Annotated in this window: 16 protein-coding genes; 15 read left to right on the forward strand and 1 reads right to left on the reverse strand. The window is 69.1% G+C overall.

What is annotated here, in order from left to right; all coding sequences use genetic code 11:
• Nucleotides 1–157: 157 nt before the first annotated feature.
• On the reverse strand, nt 158–1,093 hold the full coding sequence (locus ACZ4YL_RS11760) for a zinc-binding dehydrogenase (protein WP_468115757.1): 936 nt from the start codon (nt 1,091–1,093) through the stop codon (nt 158–160).
• Nucleotides 1,094–1,468: 375 nt separating this feature from the next.
• Between ACZ4YL_RS11760 and ACZ4YL_RS11765 the strand changes: the two genes are divergently transcribed.
• From ACZ4YL_RS11765 to ACZ4YL_RS11835, 15 genes are all read left to right on the forward strand, one after another.
• Nucleotides 1,469–3,064, forward strand: a complete 1,596-nt coding sequence (locus ACZ4YL_RS11765) for an MFS transporter (protein WP_468115759.1) — start codon at nt 1,469–1,471, stop codon at nt 3,062–3,064.
• Between the two features lie 130 nt (nt 3,065–3,194).
• Complete coding sequence (gene fabG, locus ACZ4YL_RS11770) at nt 3,195–3,968, forward strand: 3-oxoacyl-ACP reductase FabG (protein ID WP_468115761.1); 774 nt, start codon at nt 3,195–3,197, stop codon at nt 3,966–3,968.
• A 72-nt stretch (nt 3,969–4,040) separates the two neighbouring features.
• The gene (locus ACZ4YL_RS11775; RefSeq protein ID WP_468115763.1) at nt 4,041–4,796 is read left to right on the forward strand and encodes an SDR family oxidoreductase; all 756 of its coding nucleotides are present in this window, start codon (nt 4,041–4,043) and stop codon (nt 4,794–4,796) included.
• A complete protein-coding gene (locus tag ACZ4YL_RS11780; protein WP_468115765.1) occupies nt 4,796–5,857 on the forward strand; it encodes a phosphotransferase family protein in 1,062 nt (353 codons plus the stop codon). The genes ACZ4YL_RS11775 and ACZ4YL_RS11780 overlap by 1 nt, the downstream gene beginning before the upstream one ends.
• Nucleotides 5,858–5,936: 79 nt before the next feature.
• Nucleotides 5,937–7,163 (forward strand): acyl-CoA dehydrogenase family protein, encoded by a 1,227-nt coding sequence (locus ACZ4YL_RS11785; RefSeq protein ID WP_468115767.1) that lies wholly within the window; start codon nt 5,937–5,939, stop codon nt 7,161–7,163.
• 74 nt (nt 7,164–7,237) lie between these two features.
• Complete coding sequence (locus ACZ4YL_RS11790; protein WP_468115769.1) at nt 7,238–7,702, forward strand: nuclear transport factor 2 family protein; 465 nt, start codon at nt 7,238–7,240, stop codon at nt 7,700–7,702.
• Nucleotides 7,703–7,935: 233 nt separating this feature from the next.
• Nucleotides 7,936–9,219, forward strand: a complete 1,284-nt coding sequence (locus ACZ4YL_RS11795) for a beta-ketoacyl-[acyl-carrier-protein] synthase family protein (RefSeq protein ID WP_468115771.1) — start codon at nt 7,936–7,938, stop codon at nt 9,217–9,219.
• Nucleotides 9,216–10,973 carry a CoA-transferase gene (locus ACZ4YL_RS11800; protein ID WP_468115773.1) on the forward strand — a complete coding sequence of 586 codons (1,758 nt, stop codon included), beginning with the start codon at nt 9,216–9,218 and terminating at the stop codon, nt 10,971–10,973. The genes ACZ4YL_RS11795 and ACZ4YL_RS11800 overlap by 4 nt, the downstream gene beginning before the upstream one ends.
• A 68-nt stretch (nt 10,974–11,041) precedes the next feature.
• Nucleotides 11,042–12,028, forward strand: coding sequence for a ketoacyl-ACP synthase III (locus ACZ4YL_RS11805; protein ID WP_468115775.1), 987 nt, complete (start codon nt 11,042–11,044; stop codon nt 12,026–12,028).
• Nucleotides 12,025–13,650, forward strand: coding sequence for an FAD-dependent monooxygenase (locus ACZ4YL_RS11810; protein WP_468115777.1), 1,626 nt, complete (start codon nt 12,025–12,027; stop codon nt 13,648–13,650). The genes ACZ4YL_RS11805 and ACZ4YL_RS11810 overlap by 4 nt, the downstream gene beginning before the upstream one ends.
• 31 nt (nt 13,651–13,681) lie before the next feature.
• A complete protein-coding gene (locus tag ACZ4YL_RS11815; RefSeq protein ID WP_468115779.1) occupies nt 13,682–15,487 on the forward strand; it encodes an AfsA-related hotdog domain-containing protein in 1,806 nt (601 codons plus the stop codon).
• On the forward strand, nt 15,477–16,496 hold the full coding sequence (locus ACZ4YL_RS11820) for a ketoacyl-ACP synthase III family protein (RefSeq protein WP_468115781.1): 1,020 nt from the start codon (nt 15,477–15,479) through the stop codon (nt 16,494–16,496). Before ACZ4YL_RS11815 ends, ACZ4YL_RS11820 begins: the two co-directional genes overlap by 11 nt.
• Nucleotides 16,493–17,302 (forward strand): SDR family NAD(P)-dependent oxidoreductase, encoded by an 810-nt coding sequence (locus ACZ4YL_RS11825; RefSeq protein WP_468115783.1) that lies wholly within the window; start codon nt 16,493–16,495, stop codon nt 17,300–17,302. Before ACZ4YL_RS11820 ends, ACZ4YL_RS11825 begins: the two co-directional genes overlap by 4 nt.
• A 29-nt stretch (nt 17,303–17,331) precedes the next feature.
• On the forward strand, nt 17,332–18,012 hold the full coding sequence (locus tag ACZ4YL_RS11830) for an HAD family hydrolase (protein ID WP_468115785.1): 681 nt from the start codon (nt 17,332–17,334) through the stop codon (nt 18,010–18,012).
• A gap of 16 nt (nt 18,013–18,028) precedes the next feature.
• A complete protein-coding gene (locus ACZ4YL_RS11835; RefSeq protein WP_468115787.1) occupies nt 18,029–20,890 on the forward strand; it encodes an AMP-binding protein in 2,862 nt (953 codons plus the stop codon).
• The last annotated feature ends 14 nt before the right edge of the window (nt 20,891–20,904 follow it).

Raw genomic sequence — 20,904 nt, forward strand, 5'->3', positions numbered from 1 at the left:
GGGAGGAAGGGAAGGAGGTGAAGAAGACCCAGGGGGCCCCCCCCCCTGTTAGTCCGGGGACAGGGACCCAGGCAGGAGAAGAGGGTCCGGGGGCCCCCCTTGGGGGGCGCCCCGCGGACCTGATCAAGTCGGGCGGCGCGCGTGCTGGGGCACGGGTTCAGCCGCGTGTCGTGAGGACCACCTTGCCGCGTACTTCCCGGTTGCGCAGCGCCTGGATCGCCTCGGTGGCGTGGGACCAGTCCTGCTGCAGTCCGATCTCCGGACGCAGCTGTCCCCGGTCGACCAGGCGCACCAGCTCCGTGAGTTCGGCGGCGTAGTCACGTTCCGAACGCGTGTAGTCGAAGTGCTCGACGGTCACCGCGAAGGGTTCCTGGTCGTGCTTCCGGAAGAAGTTGAAGAAATTGAACGGGGAGGGCTGCCGGCTGGCCTGGCCGAACCAGATCAACCGTCCCCCCGACGTGAGCCGCGGAAGGGTCTCGGGAAGCACATCGCCGCCCACCGATTCCAGGACCACGTCGAAGGGGCCCTTGGCGTCCTCCACGCGCTGTACGACGGCTGCCGCGCCGAGCTCCTGGAGCCGGCGCCCACGCTCGGGGGTAGCGGTGACCGCCGTCACCTCCACACCCGCGGCTGCGGCCAGCTCCGTGAAGTAGTGGCCCACGCCCCCCGACGCACCGGTGATCAGGACTCGGTCGCCGGGGGCGGTCCGTGCCTGGCGCAGCAGGCGCAGGGCGGTGATGCCCGCGAGGGGCAGAGCGGCGGCGGTGACAACGGATACGCCTTCGGGCAGTACCGCCGCGCTGTGCGTGGCCACGGCCACTCGTTCGGCCCAGCCGGCGGCCGGGGGATGGGCGACGACGAGAGAACCCTCCGCGGGTCCCGAACCGTCGGCGGCGGCCCGCACCACGCGACCCGCGACGTCCTTCCCCGGCCGCCAGCCCGGTCGCGGAGCGGCCAGCAGGAAGGTCTCCCCACGGTTGACCGAGAAGGCGTCGACCTCGATCACCAACTCGTCCGGTTGCGGAGTCGGCTCCGCCACCTCGGCGAAGGCGACCAGGGCATGGTCGAGTCCGGTCGGCTCAAGGGCGCGCATAGCTGGTCCTCTCGGCAATTCGCATTTTGCCCATCAGCATTCCGCACCGCGGGCGACCGGTACAGGTACCACGGGTACCGATTCGCAGTCCTCAATGGGTACCGCCGATCCCATCCCTCCGTGACACCCGGCACCTAAAGTCGGTGATGCCCGCCGATCCGAGCGGCCGAGGGAATCCTCCGGCTGTTGCGGCGGCGTCTTCCTGTGTCAGGTGCCTGCCCAGCCGGGTGCGCTACGCGCCATATCCGGAAGCGATGTCCCGGATGTCGCTCCGCCCTTGCTGACGTCAAGGCTCAGGAACGAAAAGGACAAACTCGCGCGGTACGGCATGCCGCGCTGCCCATGCCAATCCTCGTCGAATTCATGAGGAATTTCATGAATAGCACCACAAAGCTGTCCAGCTCCCGCCCCGGTCTCGTGCTCCTCACGGTCTCGATCGCGACCATCCTGCTGCCGATGTCGCTGACCGGCGCCTCGGTGGCGATGCCGGGCGCCTCCGCCGAGTTCCACAATGGCCTTGCGTCCGGCCAGTGGATCGTCAACGGCTACGACCTCACATTCGCGAGCTTCATGCTGGCGGCGGGTTCGTTCGCCGACCGGTTCGGCCGGCGGCGCATATTCGCCTGGGGCAGCGCGGTGTTCTCGCTCTGTTCCCTGGTGTCGGCCCTGTCCACCAGCATCGTGATGCTCGATGTCGCTCGGGGGCTGGCCGGCATCGGCGCCGCCGGAGTCATCACTTCGGGCAGCGCGATCCTGGCCAACGCCTTCGAAGGCGCAGCGCGGGCCCGTGCGTTCGGTGCCTTCGGTACGGCGGTCGGGGCCGGTCTGGCCTTCGGCCCCTTCGCGGCCGGCGCGCTGCAGACCTCCTTCGGCTGGCGGTCGATCTTCCTGGTACCGGCCATCGTCGGCGCTCTGGTGGTCGCACTGAGCGCCTTCCTCAAGGAGTCCTCCGACCCCGAGGCCACCCGGGTCGACTGGCTGGGCACCATCACCTTCACCGGCGCCCTGGCCTCTCTGGTCCTGGCCCTGCTGCAGGGACCGCAGACCGGCTGGGCGGGGTCCGTGAACCTCGTCTCCTATGCCCTGTTCGCCGTGCTCCTCACTGTCTTCGTGATCGCGGAACTGCGCCAGGAACGGCCCATGTTCGACCTCGGTCTGTTCCGTCAGGCCCAGTTCGTGTCCCTGTGTGTCGCGGTGGTCTCGCTGGTCTTCGGCTTTGTGCCGCTCCTGGTCTACCTCCCCAGCTACCTCACCGCCGTCAACGCGCAGTCGACCTTCCACGCTGGTGTCGACCTGCTGATGCTGACCGTGCCGACCCTGCTGTTCCCGCTGATCACCGGGTATCTGCTCCGCTGGATCCCGATTCGGCACATGATCTCGCTCGCCGTCGCCCTCACCGCGATCGGTACCGGCTGGCTCGTGGTTCTGGAGCCGGGCGTGAGCAACTGGATAGTGCTCGGCCCGTTCCTGGCCATTGGCACGGGCGTCGGCATCTCCTTCGGCGTCATGGACGGAGCGGCCGTCTCGAGCGTGGACTCCGCTCGGGCCGGTATGGCGGCGGGCATGTTCAACACGATGCGCCTCGCAGGTGAGGCGATCGCCATCGCGGTGGTCGGTTCGCTGCTCGTGAGCGCCACCCGGTCCGAGCTGACCGGCAAGCTTGGCGACTTCAACGGTCCGTACGCGGGCGACCCGGCGGCGCTGGCCGACAAGCTGAACCAGGGACAGCTGGCGGGCCCGGCCAGCACGGTCGCCGAGTCGTCGAGGGCGGCCTTCACCGATGTGGCGCAGGCCGGTTACACCGAGGCTCTGCACCAAGTGCTGTGGATCCTGGCCGCCTTCTGTGCCGTGGCCACGGTTCTGGTGGTCTTCGTGGGAGCCAGGAGCCGACGGGATGCGCCTGCCACGGCGCCCGAGTCCGCGGAGCCGACCGAGTCGGCGGCCCCTGAACCCGAGGCATCGACCGTCTGAGCCCCTCTTTCCGGCCGCCTCCTGCCGGCTCCTGGCTTCCTGCGGGCACCCGGTTTCCGGGGGCGGGCCGGCGAGCGGCTCGGGGCCCGCGTACCAACCCGACAGCAGCGACGATCCAGTGGAGAACCTCATGCCGAACCCCGATGTCCGGACCGACGGACGTGTAGCGATCATCACCGGTGGAGCCCGGGGCATCGGGGCGGCCACTGCCCGCAGGCTGGCCGTGCAGGGAGCGGCGGTTGCCGTGCTCGACCTGGACCGGAACGCCTGCGAGCAGACCGTCTCCGACATCCGTGCAGCGGGTGGTACGGCCATCGCGGTGGGCGCTGACGTGAGCGACGCCGAACAGGTGGACAAAGCGGTGGCCCAGGTCGCCGAGGCACTCGGCGCCCCGGACATCCTGGTCAACAACGCGGGCGTACTGCGGGACAACTTGTTGTTCAAGATGTCCGAGGCCGACTGGGAGACGGTTCTCGGCGTGCACCTGCGTGGCGCCTTCCTGATGAGCCGGGCGGTTCAGCAGCACATGACGAAACGCGGCTGGGGCCGCATCGTGAACCTCTCCAGTTCGTCGGCGCTGGGCAATCGGGGACAGGCCAACTACGCGGCGGCCAAGGCCGGTCTGCAGGGTTTCACCAAGACCCTGGCCATCGAACTCGGCAAGTTCGGCATCACGGTGAACGCGGTGGCACCGGGGTTCATCGCGACCCGGATGACCGAGGACACCGCAGCGCGGATGCGGCTGAGCTTCACGGAATTCCAGGAGGGCGCCGCGCGGCAGATCCCGGTCGGCCGGGTGGGGACGCCGGAGGACGTCGCGGCTGCCATCGCGTTCTTCGCCGGCGAAGAGGCCGGGTTCGTCTCCGGCCAGGTGCTGTACGTCGCTGGCGGCCCCCTCGACTGAGAACCGGTTGCCGCTCGGCTGAGAACACGCGCGTCACTCGCACCGATTCATCCGACAGAACGGGAACGTCCCATGCAGAGATTCGACGGAAAGGTTGCGCTGGTCACCGGCGCCAGCCGCGGTATAGGCCTGGCCTGTGCCGAGCGCCTCGTGGCAGAGGGCGCACGGGTGTGTCTGACCGCACGCCGACAGGAGCCGTTGGAGGATGTGGTCAAGGCTCTTGGCGGACCGGAGTACGCCATTGCTGTGGCCGGCCACACGGACCGGGACGAGCATCAGGCGTCGGCGGTGGCCCGCAGCATGGAGGCGTTCGGCCGGATCGACGTCCTGGTCAACAACACCGGCGTCAACCCGGTGTTCGGCCCGGTGCTCGACATGGAGACCGAGACGTCCCGCAAGGTATTCGACGTCAATGTGAACGCCCCGCTCGGCTGGATACGCCGGGTACGTGACGCATGGCAGGGCGAGCACGGCGGAGCGGTGGTCAACGTCACCGCGCTGGCCGGCCTGCGGCCTGCTCACGGCATCGGGGTCTACGGGGCGAGCAAAGCGGCGATGAACCACCTCACCGAGCAACTCGCCCGCGAAGTGGGCCCTCGCATCCGGGTGAACGCGGTGGCTCCCGCGGTGGTGAAGACCAGATTCGCGGCCAAGCTCTACGAGGACCGGGAGGCGGAGCTCGCGGAGCAGTACGCCCTGAAACGGCTCGGCACCCCGGAGGACATCGCCGGTGCGGTCGCCTTCCTCGCCTCCGATGACGCGGCCTGGATCACCGGTCAGACGCTAGCCGTCGACGGCGGCATCATCCTGCAGGGCGGGGGCATCTGATGGCCGCCTCGGTCAAGCCCACGGCAGAGGGCGCGGACGTGCCGCCTGGTGTGGACCGGGACGCTCTCGCCGGGTGGCTGGAGCGCACTCTGCCCGGACTGGTTCCCGGCAGACCGGACCTCACGCTCATCTCGGGTGGCCGCTCGAATCTGACCTACCAACTCGTCGGTGATCGCAGACCGTTGATCCTACGGCGCCCACCCCTGGGGCACGTGCTCTCCACGGCGCACGACATGAGCCGCGAGTACAGGGTGATGACCGCGCTCGCCGGCACGGGCGTGCCGGTCCCGCGCACCCTGGCGTTCTGCTCCGATGCGACGGTCCTCGGAGCCGAGTTCTATGTCATGGAGAAGGTGGAGGGCGCGATCCACCGCACCTCCGCCGATATCCGCGCACTGTCGCCGGACGAGGGCCCGCGGCTCGCCCGAGCCCTCGTCGGCACCCTGGCCTCCCTGCACTCGGTCGATCCGGAGGCCGTTGGCCTGGGCGGGTTCGGCCGGCCCGACGGGTATCTGGCCCGCCAGGTCAAGCGCTGGCGCAGGCAGCTCGACGCCTCCCGTTCCCGTGACCTTCCTGGGGCGGGGGAGCTGGCCGACCGCCTCGCCGTCACCCTGCCCAAGTCCCCGCCTCCCGCGCTCGTCCACGGCGATTACCGTCTCGACAACGTGATCTTCGGGCGCGAGGAGTCGCCGGACATCGCCGCGGTGCTGGACTGGGAGATGTCCACCGTGGGTGACCCGCTCACCGACCTCGGCATGTTCTGTGTGTACTGGGACGGCCTCGACGGGCTCGGTGAGGCCGTGCCACCGACTCCGGGTACCTGCCCCGGCTGGCCGGGCCGAGACGAACTGGTCACGCACTACGCGGCGCACGGTGTGGTCCCCGTGGACGGCCTGCGGTGGTACATCGCCTTCGCCTTCTTCAAGATCGCCGTGATCCTCGAGGGAATCCACTACCGGCATGCCCAGGGACTGACGCTCGGCGAAGGGTTCGACTCGATCGCCGGGGCCGTTCCCGAGCTGATCCGGCGCGGCCGCGCCACGCTGGACGGCCGTCTCTAGATCCGACGGCCCCCTAATCCTTCCCGCTACCCGCGTCGGCGCCGGCCGGCTCCGGCGCGCCGCCAAGACAAGGAAAGTGATGGACTTCGCCCTCGACACCAGGACCCAGGAACTGCAGCGGCAACTCCTGGATTTCATGGACGACCACGTCTACCCGGCCGAGGCCGCGCTCCATGAGCAGACAGCCGCGGCCCCGGGCCGCTGGGACCGCCCCGCGGTCGTTGACGACCTGAAGGCGGAGGCACGAAAGCGGGGGTTGTGGAACCTCTTCCTGCCTCACTCGCCCGCGGGCGCCGGGCTGACCAACCTCCAGTATGCGCCGCTTGCCGAAATCACCGGACGCAGCCCCTTCCTCGCGCCCGAGGCACTCAACTGCTCCGCCCCGGACACGGGCAATATGGAGCTCCTTGAGATGTTCGGCACCGAGCAGCAGAAGAAGCAGTGGCTGGACCCGCTGCTCGATGGCACCATCAGGTCGGCCTTCTGCATGACCGAGCCGGACGTCGCTTCCTCCGACGCGGGAAACATCGCCACGCGCATCGAGCGGGTCGGCGACGAGTACGTCATCAACGGCCGCAAATGGTGGTCGAGTGGCGCACTCAGCCCGCACTGCCGGCTGCTCGTGGTGATGGGCAAGACCGCTCCGGACGCCGAACGGCACCGTCAGCAGAGCATGGTCCTGATACCCAAGGACACCCCGGGCGTCGAAGTCCGGCGCGGCATGCAGCTGTTCGGCTATGACCACGGACCGCACGGCGGCCATGCAGAGATCGTCTTCCGCGATGTCCGGGTGCCCGCGGAAAACCTGATCGGCGAGCCGGGCAGCGGATTCGCCATCGCCCAGGCCCGCCTGGGCCCGGGCCGGATTCATCACGCGATGCGGGCGATCGGCATGGCCGAACGCGGCCTCGAGCTGCTGTGCCGCCGCGCGGTCTCCCGGACCGCATTCGGCACGGCACTCGCCGACCAAGGGGTGATCCAGGACTGGATCTCGGAAGCCCGGGTGCGCATCGAGCAGGTCAGGCTGCTGGTCCTGAAGACCGCCTGGCTCATGGACACCGTCGGCAACAAGGGTGCCCACACTGAGATCCAGGCGATCAAGATCGCGACTCCGGCCATGGCCGAGTGGGTGCTTGACAAGGCCATTCAGGCGCACGGCGGCGGTGGGGTCTCGCAGGACTTCCCGTTGGCCGAACTGTGGGCCCACGCCCGGTCACTGCGGCTTGCCGACGGTCCCGACGAAGTGCATCGGCGCTCGCTGGCCCGGCGGGAACTCCGCCCCTATCTCAGTGCCGCGGTGTCCTGAGGGCGGCGCACAGTGGCCCCGCTCTGAAAGCCGTAAACAAAAGAGGACTGCTCAACAGCAAGGAAGGATCTATCATGTCTGATCTCACGAAGGAACGCGTCCAGGCAGCCTTTGCCGCACTCGGTTCGGGCGACCGGGAAAAGACGCTCGAATACTGGCACGAGGATGTACGATTCGAAATTCCGGGAAACCATGCGCATGCCGGATGGCATGAAGGGCTCGACGCCTTCCTCGGATTCCTCGGCACCGTCGGTGGCCTGTCCGGCGGGAGCTATCGGGCCGAAAACGTCACCATTACGGTGAACGCCGAGGACGGCTATTCGGTCGATGTGAACACCAACTGGGCCCTCCGTGCGGATGCGCCCCGGGACAGCACCTCCCCGTACCACCTGCTCGATGTCACGGCGATGCACCTGCTGCGCTGGGAATCGGGCCGCATTGTGGAGGGTCGCGGGGTCATCCTCGGCGACGGGCTGTCCACCTCTGCCCTGTGGTGGTCGCCGCTCAACCCGGACGGCAGCCGCAGCGCCACTGCCTGACCCTCGGCCGGAGCTTTCGACAGGGCGCAGGCCCCCCACGCGAAAAGGTTCTGTCAAGAATTCGCGTCGGGGGCCTTCGCATGCCCTTCGGGAGAATTGCGGAAGATTGGCGGACAGGCCGGTTCGCGTCATGTAGGTACTCGCCGTACTGACATGGTAGGACTGCTCGAAAATATACTTGGTGAGTGGATACAGCCAGCGCTGGCAAGGCCAACCTTCCGGAAAGGAATTCAATGTCCAGGGCGTTCCTTCAATCCCGTGACGACGCGGTTGTCGTAACCGGAATCGGCGTCATGCTGCCGAATACCTTCACCGTCTCAGATTTCTGGAACAACATTTCCGGAGGGCACTCCCAGGTCGGCCCGCTCACCCGGTTCGACCCGGCCGAGTTCAACCTTCCCGTCTATGCCGCCGCCGAGTTGAACGGCTTCGACCACCGGCCCCATCTGCCCGAGCTCCGGGACACCCACGCGGCGAAGTACACCCGCGAGATCCTCATCACGATGTCCGCCGTGGAGCAGGCCCGTCGTGACGCCGGCCTGCCCATCGGCCAGGTGGATCCCCGCAGGGTGGGGATCATCATGTCGTCCTCGCGCGGCCCGTTCGCCTGGTGGCAGCAGGTGCTGTCCGGAGCGGAGAGCAAGGCGTTCGACGACAAGGGCGCCATGTTCCGTGGCCTGCCCGGCTGCCCGGCCTCGCTGTCGGCGATCTACACCGGTGCGCAGGGCCTCGTCACCACGGTCAGCAATGCCTGTGTCGGTGGCCACCAGGCCATCGGTCTCGCCCTGCGCGAGATCCGGTCCGGTGCGGCCGACGCGGTGCTGGTCGGCGGCCACGAGTTCCCGATCGTGCCCGAGGTCGCCAAGTGCTACCGGGCGATGGGGCACGGCGTCATCTCCTCGGAGCGTGACGATCCGTCGAGGGCCGTACGTCCGTACAGCAATGACCGGGAGGGATTCGCCCTGGGCGAAGGCTCCGTTGTGCTGTGCCTGGAGCGTGAGTCGACGGCCCGTGCCCGCGGTGCGCGGATATACGCGGAGATACTCGGCAGCCAGACCCTCAACGAGGCGAACCACCCCACCACCATGGACCTCACCGGCAAGGTCACCGGTGGTCTCGTCAACGACCTGCTCCAGGACATCGGCAGGCACCCCGACGAGGTCGACTACTACTGCGCCCACGGCACCGCGACCCGGTACAACGACATCGCCGAGACGCGCGCGCTGAAGGCCCTGTATCCCGAGCGCCGGGCCTCGCAGCTGCCCCCGATCAGCTCCAATAAGCCGATCTACGGGCACACCTTCGGGATCGCCGGCATCATCAACGCCGCCGCGACCAGCCTGATGATCAGTCACCGGGCCATCGCGCCGACGATCAACTTCACCACCCCGGACCCGGAATGCGATCACGACCACGTCCTCGAGGGCGTCCGCCCGGCCGAGGTGGATCTGGCCGTTTCGCTGTCCTTCGCCTTCGGTAGCCAGACGGCGGTCCTCGCCCTGGGAGCCGCGGAATGAGCCAGCCGGTCATCGTCTCCGACGTCGACGAACTGGTACGCCGATTCGTCCGGCCCGGAGAGCACCTGCACCTGGCGGCCACCCCCTCCCGGCCGAACGCCCTTACCTACGCGCTGTGCCGGGTCTGGGGCGAGCAGGGCCACTTCACCATCAGCACCACCGGCTACCACTCAAGTGCCCATGCCTTGACGCTTGCCGGGGCGGTCGACAAGGTGATCGCCGGGTTCGTCGGGGACACGTACCCTTCTCCCCGCCCCAACCCGCTCTACCAACGGGTGGCCCAGGGAGACCCGTTCACCTTCGAACCGTGGTCCCTGCTCAGCTATACACAGCGGCTGATGGCGGGCGCCATGGGCGCACCCTTCGCGGTCACCGCCTCGCTGTCCGGTACGGATCTCCTGGAGGGCAAGGGCGCGGACGTGCTGCGGGTGCCTGACCCGGACCGGCCGGGCCAGCAGCTCACCCTGGTCCGTGCGCTGCGCCCCGATCTCACCCTGGTGCACGGGGTCTGCGCCGATCTGGAAGGGAACATCGCCATGGTTCCCCCGCTCGGCGAGGGCCCGTGGGCCGCTTATGCCGCGCGCCGGGGAGTGATCGCCTCCGTTGAGCGCATCGTCTCCACCGAGGAGTTGCGTGCCATGGCCGACCGGGTGGTGATCCCCGGCCAGCGCGTCCTCGGCCTGTGCGAGGCGCCGCTCGGTGCCCACCCGCAGTCGCTGCGCACCGGTGGGCTCGCCGGGATCCCCGGCTATGTCGACGACTACGACTTCCTGGAGGAGATCGTCGATCGGTGCAGGACCGAGGAGGATGCGCGCGACTGGTACCGCGAGTGGGTGACGGGCCCGGCCTCACTCGTCGGCTACCTGAACCAGCTCACCCCTCAGCGCCGCCGCCTGCTGGAGGACGCCGAGCCGTCCTGGCAGCCGGACTCGGCTCCGGCGCCCGCCCGCTCGGTGCACCGCCCGTCGGCCACGCCGGCCCTCGAGGACGGACCCACGCGCCAGGAACGCCTGATCGTCCTCGGCGCCCGCGCGGTCGCCGAGCGGGTGCGCAGCGGGTCCTATGACACCCTGCTGGCCGGGATCGGCTCCTCCCACGTGGCGGCCTGGCTCGCCGCCGAGCAGCTCCGGCGCAGCGGGCACCGAGTCAAGGTGATGGCAGAACTGGGACAGTACGGCTTCGTCCCGGAGCACGGCGACGTCTTCCTGTTCAGTCTGCGGCACGCCGCCAGTGCGGAACAGCTCAGCAGCATCCCGGAGATCCTCGGCGGCATGGTCGCCGCCAACCCGAGGGCTCTCGGAGTGCTGGCAGCCGCGGAGATCGACGAGACCGGCACGATCAACACGAGCCTGGCCGGCGACGGCCGTTGGCTGACCGGCTCGGGCGGTGCCAATGACATCGCCGCCACCACCGACTGCGTGGTCATCGCCACGGCCTCGCCGCGGCGGTACGTACCCGAGGTGACGTACCGCACCAGCCGCGGCGACCGGGTCATGGAAGTCGTCAGCCAGTTCGGCCGGTTCGTCCGGGCCGAAGACGGCCACGGCTTCCGGCTCGCCACCTGGCTGCCCGAGCCCGGGCAGGAGGAACAGGCGTCCGAAGGGCCCGACGCGTCGCTGGAGTTGGCCCGCGCGGAAGTGTCCGCCCGGACGGGATGGGCCGTGCGGGTCGGGGAGCTCACCGAGGAAAAGGCCGTCACTGCGGAGGAGTTGGAGCTACTGCGCTCCCTTGACCCTGACGGCCGCTACCGCTGAGCGCCCTCAGGCTCTCCGGCAGGGCCGCCGCTTCACCATTGACCACTGAAACAGGGAGATTCGACCGTATGTCCGCACAGCCCGCCGTGGCGCCGAACGTCAATGGCATGACCTGGGTGGGATCGGGGCTGCACTTCAGCGGCCTCGGCCACTACTACCCGCGCACCTTGATCCGTAATGAGGGTGAGGTCACCATCGGGGGCCGCACCTACGCCCCCGAGGCCGTCGAGGAGCTGGGCGTACGCAGCCGGCACGAGGCCGACGACGACGAGACCGTCCCGTACATGGCCGAACAGGCGGCGCGGGCCGCCCTGGCCAAGGCCGGACGTGAGCCCGACGAGCTCGATCTGGTCGTTCTGGCCAACTGGACCGACCGTCAGTGGATTCCGGAGATCGGGCCCGAGGTCGCGGCCCGGCTCGGCGCCAAGCGCGCACTGGCCTTCGATGTGTGCGGTGCCTGCACGGGGTTCGTGCACGGCGTGCAGATCGCCGCGTCGATGCTCACCTCACAGCCTTCCTGGAAGCGGGCCGTGGTGGTTGCCGCGGATCGCTTCAGCCGGCGGGCACGGCCCGGCACAAGGGGGCAGCTGATCTTCGGTGACGCGGCAGGCGCCGTGGTGCTCGAGCGCGGCGACAGCTCGCGCGACGGGCTGCGGCAGTCCATGCTGCGGTGCGACGCGACGGAGGCGGACGCCGTCGCGGCCCGGGACGGCTGGCTGCGTCCCAAGCCGGAACTCATCGACCTCGCCGTGCGCTCCAGCCTGAAGGTCGCCGACACCCTGCTGGATAACGGCGGGGTGAGCGTCCCGGACCTGGACTGGCTGATCCCGCACCCCGGCAACAACGCCATCCACGCCGGGGTCAAGGGCGGCCTCGACCTGCCGGGCGAGAAGTTCCTCACCAACTTCGCGGAGCGCGGCAACACCGGCTGCGCCTCCATCCCCATCGCGCTGTCCGAGTTCTCGGAGCGCAATCTCGTCAAACCAGGAGACCTGGTCCTGTCCACCGCAGTGGGGTCGGGCTGGTACTACGGAGGGCTGCTGTTCCAGATATGAGCGCCGACCTCACCGCACATCAGACATCCGGCATCGCGGACCCGGACCGCGACGCGCACCCCATCCTGGTCGTCGGGGCAGGCCCCGTGGGGCTCGTCGCGGCCTGTGAACTGCTGCGCCGCGGCGTACCCGTACGGGTCATCGACAAGCACCGCACCACGACGGACGCGTCCAAGGCCATCATCGTCTGGCCCAGGACCCTGGAGCTCCTGGCCGGGACCGGCGTCGCCCAGCAGATGCTCGAGGCGGGCCACCTCCTGGACGGGGTGCGCTTCTGCTCGAACGGCAAACCACTGGGTTCCGTGGACGTCACCGCCCTGCGCGACTCCGTCTTCAACCACATCTTGATGCTCCCCCAGTGGGAGACCGAGAGCATTCTGCTCGCCCGCTTCACCGAGCTGGGCGGGACCATCGAGTGGGGCACGGAGCTCCTGGAGGCGCAGTCCGACGCGGACGCCGCCACCGTCGTGCTCCAACACGGTGACGGACGCCGTGAAACCGCCCGGGTGCCCTGGCTGGTGGGCGCGGACGGTGCGCACAGTACGGTGCGCAAGAAGCTCGGTATCGCCTTCGACGTCACATCGCCGGACGCGTCGTTCGCCATCGCTGACGCCCCGGTCTTCGGCGACGTCGACGAGACGCGGCTGCACTACTTCTACTCCGCGCACGGCGCGATTGGCGTGGGCCCACTCGGCGACGGCATCTTCCGGTTCGCGGTCAGTGTGCGGCCGGGCGAGGAGCCCGGCAAGGAGCTGTTCCAGCGCGCCCTCAACGAGCGCGCCGGTCCGCTGGGACGCGTCGGCGACCCCAAGTGGAGCGCTGTCTTCCAGGTGCGCTGTGCCACCGCGGACCGATTCAGCTCCGGGCGGGTGTTCCTGGTCGGCGATGCCGCCCATGTGCTCAGCCCGGCGGGTGGGCAGGGCCTGAACACGGGCATCCAGGACGTGATCAACCTCGGCTGGAAGCTGGCCGGGGTCCAGCGGGGCAGGCTCCGCCCGGAGATCCTGGAGAGCTACGACCTGGAGCGCCGGGAGGCGGTGAGCCGGGTGAGCTCGACCACCGATCGGCAGACGCGTTGGGGCCTGCTGCGCGGTCCGCTCGCCATCAGGGTCCGTGACGCCCTGGTCAGGATCGCGTACCGGACCGGTGTGCTCCAGCGGCTGCTGGCCCCGATGTTCAGCCAGACAGACCTCTACTACGGGGAGGCATCGGCCAGTTGGCCCGTACGCGCTCTGCGCTACCCGGAAGTGCGCCCCGGCAGCCGACTGCCCCATCTGGCTCACGAGGCCGGCAGCGACACCCTGCCCGGCGACACGTCGCTTCCCTTGCTGGTGCTCTCGCCGGGGCGGCAGTCGGGGCAAGCCTGGTCCCGGCAGCGCGAGCAGTTGCTGGCAGCCGCACCAGGGGACTTGCGCGTCCTTGATCTGGGCGACCGGCCGGCTGCCGAACGCCGCGCCCTGGCCAAGCTGCTGGGCGACCGCCCCACCGCCCTGCTCGTCCGGCCCGATGGCCATGTACTGGCTTCGGCGGACGCCGACCGCGGCGCCGAACTCTTCGCCGAACTGGCGCGGATGGGGGTCGTCCCCGCAGGGCGGAAGGAGCGCGATGCGGTCCGCGGATGACTTCGGCTCGGCGAGACGTGAGGAGGCACAGATGATACGGACCCGTGCACACGACCCGGCGCGGGCGGCCGGGAGCGCAAGCGCGAACGGAAACGGGCAAGGGAACGGGCAAGGAAACAAGCCATCCGGCCCCACCCTGTGGACCGGTTTCGAGGGAGTGCTGATCCTGCCCGCACAGGACATGTTCCGGCACTTCGCCGACCGCGTCGGTGTCCCGGTTCATGCGCTCGGGGAGGCCATGGCGGCCGTCTCCGCGGCGACGGGCCTGCCGTTCGGCGAGATCACCGGAATCCCTTCGGCCGCGGGCGCCGACTGGGCGCTGGCCGTAGAGGCGGAACTCGAGGGCGGCTACGGGCTGGTCTGCGATCTTTCCCGCTTCCGTGAGGTCTGGATGGACCTGTGCCGTCCCAACTACCGGTGGATCGACTGCCTCACCGAACTGCGGCGCAGAGGAGTCTCGGTCAATCTGTTCACCTCCACGCCGGCGGAACACGACCCCGGTTGGCTGCGGGCGATCTCCGCCACTCTGTTCGACACGACGGTCCGCTGGCGGGAGGGTGCCGCCGTGCCACATCTGGCCGCCGAGGCCGCCGGGCGGCTGCCCGCGGACTGCCTGCTCGTCGATGCCGTGGAAGCACGCCGCGAGGTCGCCCGGCTTGCGGGCTGGAGGGTCTTCTCCTTCGACAGCGGCATGGACGAGGTCGAACGTGCCCTGGCCGACGAAGCGTCCCGGACCCACCTGAGGAACTGGCCCCGCCCGCTGCTGCCCACACCATCTCCAGGAGTCCCCACCATGACTACGTCCCACCGGACCGGGCCCGTTCAGGGCTCGGACCTCTCCTTCGAACGCACCGTCAGCCGCAGCCTGGTCCACCGGGCCGCGCTCGAGGAGGTGTTCCTCACCGACTTCCGGTCGGTGGAGAAGGACGGCCCCTTCCTCGCCGCGGCCCGCCTGCCGCGGTCCCACGCGTACTACGGCGACCATCTCACCCACCCCCGGGCGCACGATCCGCTGGCCGTCTTCGAAAGCGTCCGGCAGGCATTGCTGTGCGCCACCCATCTGCACCATGACGCACCGGCGGACACCAAGGCGATCACCGCGGAGTGTCGGCTCGACATCGCCGATCCGGCCGCGCTGACGATCCGGGAAGGAACGTACGACCTGGAAATGCACGGCCGGGTGGACTTCGCCAAGACCCATGAGGGACAGCTCTCCCGGGTGATCCACGCGGTCGAGGTGCGGCTCGGGGGAGTCGCTGTCGGCACGGTCACCGTCGACACCGCGCTGCGTCCGTCCGCGGTCTACGAAAAGATCCGGATGAAGGACCGCGTGACCCCGCCGCCCCACTCCGACCAGCTGTGGGCGCAGGACGCACCGAGCCGGCTGCCGGCCCACCTGGTGGGCCGCGGCAGCGCGGACAACGTGGTCCTCACCGATGCCAGGCCCGCCGATGGCTCCCTCGTCGCCACGCTGCGCGTGCCGGTGTCGCACGCCAGCATGTTCGACCACCCCCAGGACCACGTACCCGGGCCGGTGATGATGGAGGCCGCCAGGCAGGCAGGACTGCTCCTGCTGGCCGAGGAGTTCGGCCGCTCGCCGGCCAAGACCTCGCTCGTCTCGCTCACGGCTGCCTATGAGCGCTTCGCGGAACTCGACGAGGACATCACGGTACGGGCCGTGCAGCCCGCGGAGTCCGTCCCCGGCGAGGCGCCGGGAACGTACACCCTCGACGTGGACTTCCTGCAGGGCGGCTCACGCGTGGCACGGCTGCGGGTCGGCTTCGCCGCGACCGACGGGAACCACGGGCGTGAGAAGGTGGCACGCAGTGCGGTATGACCTGCCCGTCTATCTGAGCGCGCCGTGCACCGTACTCGGCGAAGACAGCGTGAGCGCACAAGCAGCCGTCACCGCAGGGGACGTCAGCGCACAGCGCGCTGACCGATACGGGTACCGGTCCCTGCCCGTCACCGGCCGTGCGCCCGTGGAGCTGGCCGCGGACGCGGCCGCCGGGACGCTGCGGGCAGCGGATGCCCCGGCCGGCGAGGTCGACCGGCTGCTGCACGCCTGGACGTACCACCAAGGGCATGAATTCTGGTCTCCCGCCCACTACGTGGCGGACCGGATCGGCTGTGACCGTGCCGTTCCGCTGGGCATCCAGCAGATGTGCAATGGCGGCATGGCCGCGATCGAAGCAGCGGCCCGGGACCTCACCGCCGACCCGACGATCAGCACCGCACTGGTCACCACGGCCGACCGGTTCACCTCGCCGGGCTTCGACCGATGGGGCGATCTGGGTGTCGCCTACGGTGACGGCGCCACGTCTTTGCTGGTCGGCCGTAGCCCGCGGGGCACCGCGGCGCGCCTGCTGGCGTCGGTCACTGTCGCCGCGCCCGAGTTCGAGCGGATGCACCGGGGCGTCGAGCCGTTCAGTCCCGCTCCGCGCACCGGTCGGGCACGGCTGCAGCCGCAGGATGCCAAGCGGCAGTTCCTGGAGGCGACGCCCTCGGCCGACTTCGCGAAGACCTGTCAAGCGGTGGTCTCAGGCCTGGTCAGCGAGGCACTCGACCAGGCCGAGGTGGCCGGGGACGATCCACGGCTGGCCGCGATCGCCCTGCCGCGGCTCGCCCGCCATGTACTGAACGGCATCTACGGACCCGCGGTGAGCAGCGTCTGTTCGGCACCCGTGCCGGAACTCGGGCGCACCACCGGGCATCTGGGCGCCGGAGACACCGCCGCCAACCTGGCGGACCTGCTGCCGACCGCTACCGCCGGCGAACTCATGGTGCTGATCGGAGCGGGGGCCGGGTTCACCTGGTCCGCCGCGGTAGTGGAGGCAGTGGGATGACCAACGCAATGGCCGCATCCGAGGCACCCGCCCCGCAGGCGGTGCCGTCACCGGCGGCGCTGTTCGACCTGAGCGGCTACGTCGCCGTCGTCACGGGCGCCTCCGGTGGTCTGGGCGCCCGCTTCGCATCCGTGCTCGCCACTGCTGGCGCCCACGTGGTGCTGGCCGCGCGACGGAAGGAAAGGCTGGAGGAGGTGGCCGCTGGCTGTCCTGGCAGCCTGGCGGTGGCCTGCGACGTGACGGTGCCCGGGGACCGGGAGCGGCTCGTGCACAGCGCCGTCGAGCACTTCGGACGCCTGGACGTGCTGGTGAACAACGCGGGGTCGGCCCGGGTCGTGCCCGCTGAGCAGGAGAGTCTCGAGGACTTCGACTCGATGGTCGGCCTGAACCTCAACTCCGTTTTCGCGCTGACCCAGTTGGCTGGTGTCCGGATGCTCCAGCAGGGCAGTGGCAGCATCATCAATATCGCCTCCATCTACGGAATGGTGGCGAGTGGCAGCCTTCCGCAGGCCGCGTACGCCGCGAGCAAAGGCGGGCTGGTGAACCTGACCCGGGAGCTCTCGGCCCAGTGGGCACGGCGCGGTGTGCGCGTCAACACGGTCTGTCCCGGCTGGTTCAGCTCGGAAATGACCACCGACATGCTGGAGACCGAATCCGGACGCAACTGGGTCAACAGGCGTACGCCGATGGGCAGGGCGGGTTCGGCCGAGGAGCTCGACGGCGCCCTGCTGTTTCTCGCAGGCCGGGCCAGTTCGTACGTCACGGGTGCGGTCATCCCCGTGGACGGCGGCTACCTCACCGTCTGACCGGTACGCGAACCAAGGAGTAGCGAGCGATGGCACCTGCACGGGCCGCTTTCTTCGACGTCGACGAAACTCTCGTCACCGTCAAGACCATGTTCAGTTTCCTGGAATTCCACTATCAATCCATAGGCGAAGACCCGGACACTTATGCTCACGCGCGCGCATCCCTGCAGCGGATGCACCGGGAAGGCCGGGCGCGGGATGAAGTCAATCGCCTTTACTACGCGCTCTATATGGGGGCGTCCCGCCGACAGCTCGCGGATGAGGGCAGGGACTGGTTCCGCAGGGAATCGCGCGACGGTGGGTTCTTCCACGGGCCGGCCGTGGGCGCTCTGCGCGAGCACTCGGCCGCGGGCCACCTTGTCGTGCTCGTTTCGGGTTCCTTCTATGCCTGCCTCGACCCCATAGCCGACGCCCTGGGCGCCGATGTGGCCGTGGGCACCGAATTGGTCGACAACAACGGACGGTTCACCGGTGAGGTGGTGGCCCCGATGATCGGGGCGGCCAAGGGGCGCGCCGCGCGTGCGGTTGCCGCCGAGCACGGGATCAGCCTCGACGACTGCTTCGCCTACGGGGACCACGCCACCGACCTGGATCTACTGAACCAAGTGGGCCACCCAGTGGCCGTGGGCAACGATCCCGTACTGGCGGTTCACGCAGAGCGCGAGGGGTGGCAGATCCTCCCCGGTATCGGCCTGGCCACCTCCTCGTAGGAACGAAAGGACACTGATGATGACGACGAGCCGGGAGATACCTGCCCGTCAAGCTGTTGCGGTCAAGGGCGGGGCGATCGAGGAGACTGCGGGCAGCGTGGCGCGCGCCGGACTGGGTGGGCTCCTGGAGAGGGCCGCGGCGGATTTCCCGGAGCACGGGGTGCGGTACTGCTCGCAAGAACGCCCCCTGGAATCCACGCTCCAGACCTATCCCCAACTCCTCGACGAGTCGCTGCGTCTGTTGAGCTCCCTGCAGGAGGCGGGAGCCGGGCCGGAGCGGGTCGTAGTGCTGTTGCTGGAGCGGCCCGAGGATTTCATTCCGGCCTTCTGGGCGTGCCTGCTCGGGGGGATCACCGTCTGCCCACTGGCCCCCGTCCGAAACGATCCGCAGCGCTGGGCGGCGCAGTTGAGTCACGTCAGTGAACTGCTCGAGGGGCCACTCGTGGTCACCGACGGTCGGATGCGTGAGGAACTTCCCGCTGTCCAGGGTCTGGCGGTCACCACGATCGGGGACCTGGTGCCTGCGGAGGCCGCTACGGACGCGCGCACCGTTGCGGTGGCCGCCGCCGGTCCGGACGATGTCGCGTTGCTCGTGCTCACCTCCGGATCCACCGGTGCTTCCAAGGCGGTTCGACTGACTCACGGCAACCTGGTGGCTTCCATGGCTGCGAAGACCGAGGTGCAGTCGCTCACCGCGGATGACGTGACGCTCAACTGGATCTCGTACGACCACGTCGCAGCGCTGCTCGAGGCACATCTGCTTCCGTTGTCCGTAGGGGCCGTCCAGCTGCAGACGTCGCCGGAGTCGGTGCTGGCCGACCCGCTGCACTTCCTTGAGCTGATCGACGCCCACCGGGTGACGATGACGTTCACCCCCAACTTCCTTCTTGGACTGATCAACAAGACCCTCGACCAGCTGCCGTCGCCACGGCCCCTGGACTTGTCCTGCCTGCGGCACATCGTTTCCGGCGGAGAGGCGAACCCGGTTGCTACGGGCATAGGCTTCCTCGACCGGCTGGCCCCGTACGGGCTGCACCGTGGGGCCCTCTGGCCCGCCTTCGGGATGACCGAGACCTGTGCCGGCAGTATCTACAACCGGGAATTCCCCGACGCCGACCGCGGGGCCGAGTTCGCGGCGGTCGGGCGGCCGGTCGACGGGCTTCAGATCAGGGTCGCGGGAGCGGGCTGCGACACGCCCCTCGCCGACGGCGAGGTCGGCGAGGTGCAGCTCACGGGCCCGATGATCACTGATGGCTACTGGAACAACAAGGAGGCGACCCAGGACGCGTTCACGGCGGACGGCTGGTTCCGGACCGGTGACCTCGGCCGGCTCACCGCGGGGCGCCTGACCCTCGTGGGGCGGAGCAAGGACAGCATCATCGTCAACGGTGTCAACTACTACAGCCATGACCTCGAGTCGGCGCTCGACAGCCTCGAAGGCATCGAGAAGTCCTTCGTCGCCGCGTTCCCGACGCGCCCGCAGGGCAGCGACACCGAGCAGCTCGCGGTCGCGTTCGCGGTCACTTCCGAGGTCGCCGCCAGCGAGGTGGCGCTGTACCGGCTGCTCATCGCGATCAGGAACAGTGCCGTCCTGCACTGGGGGTTTCGTCCGGCGCTGCTGTTGCCGCTGCCCCAGGACGCCTTTCCGAAGACAAGTCTGGGCAAGATCCCGCGTTCGCTCCTGCGGCGCAGGCTCGATTCCGGTGACTACGCCGCCTACCTGGAGTCGGTCCAGGAGCTGGTAATCCGTCAACTCGGCGGCTACACCGCCCCTGTGGGCGCGGTCGAGGAGATCCTCGCGGAGCTGTACGGCGACCTCATGGAGGCGCAACCGTCCACGATCAGTGCCACGGCCAGCTTCTTCGACCTCGGCGGGACATCGCTCGACATCCTGCGCCTCAAGTCTCTGGTCTCCCAGCGATTCCCCGGCGTGGAGCTTTCGGTCCTCGCGATCCTCACCTCGCCCAGCATCCGCGAACTGGCCGCTTGCATCGAGGCGGGCCGGAGCGGGCAGCCTGCCCCGTACGATCCGATCGTTCCGCTGCAGACCAGTGGGGACAAGACGCCGCTCTTCTGCGTCCACCCCGGGGTCGGCGAGGTGCTCGTCTTTGTGAACCTGGCCAAGTACTTCGTCCATGAACGGCCCTTCTACGCCCTGCGGGCGCGCGGGTTCAACCCGGGGGAGAAGCCGTTCGAGAGCTTCGCGGAAATGACGCGCACCTACGTGGACGCGATCCGGTCCAAGCAGCCGCACGGCCCCTACGCGATCGCCGGATACTCCTTCGGCGCGGCAGTGGCCTTCGAGGTGGCCAAACTTCTTGAGGCGCAGGGCGAGCGCGTGGACTTCCTGGGCAGCTTCAATCTGCCGCCGCACATCAAGTACCGCATGGACGAGCTGGACTTCGTCGAGACCGCGGTCAACCTGGCGATGTTCCTGGACCTGATCACCAAGCAGCAGGCGGAGACGCTGCCCGCCGAGTTGCGCCCGTTGAGCAAGCAGGCGCAGCTCAGTCGCCTGATCGGCATCGCTCCCGCGGACCGGCTCGCCGAACTCGATCTGGATCTCGAGCGGTTCACCGCATGGGCGGACCTCGCCGACGGCCTCACCGGCCTCGGCCGGACCTACCAGCCCGCCGGCAGCGTCGCCGGGATGAGCGTCTTCTACGCCGTCCCGCTGCGCGGCAGCAAGCAGGACTGGCTGAACAACGAGCTGAAGCGCTGGGAGGACTTCACCCGCGAGGCGCCTCGGTACATCGACGTGCCCGGCGAGCACTACACCCTCATGGGGGCGAAGCACGTGGCTGTCTTCCAGTCGATCCTGCGAGCGGAACTCGACCGGGCTCTGTCCGGACCGTCCGATCCGAAAGAGACGGCTTAGGCAAAGGGAGGACA

Source organism: Streptomyces sp. NPDC030021, from assembly GCF_055574035.1.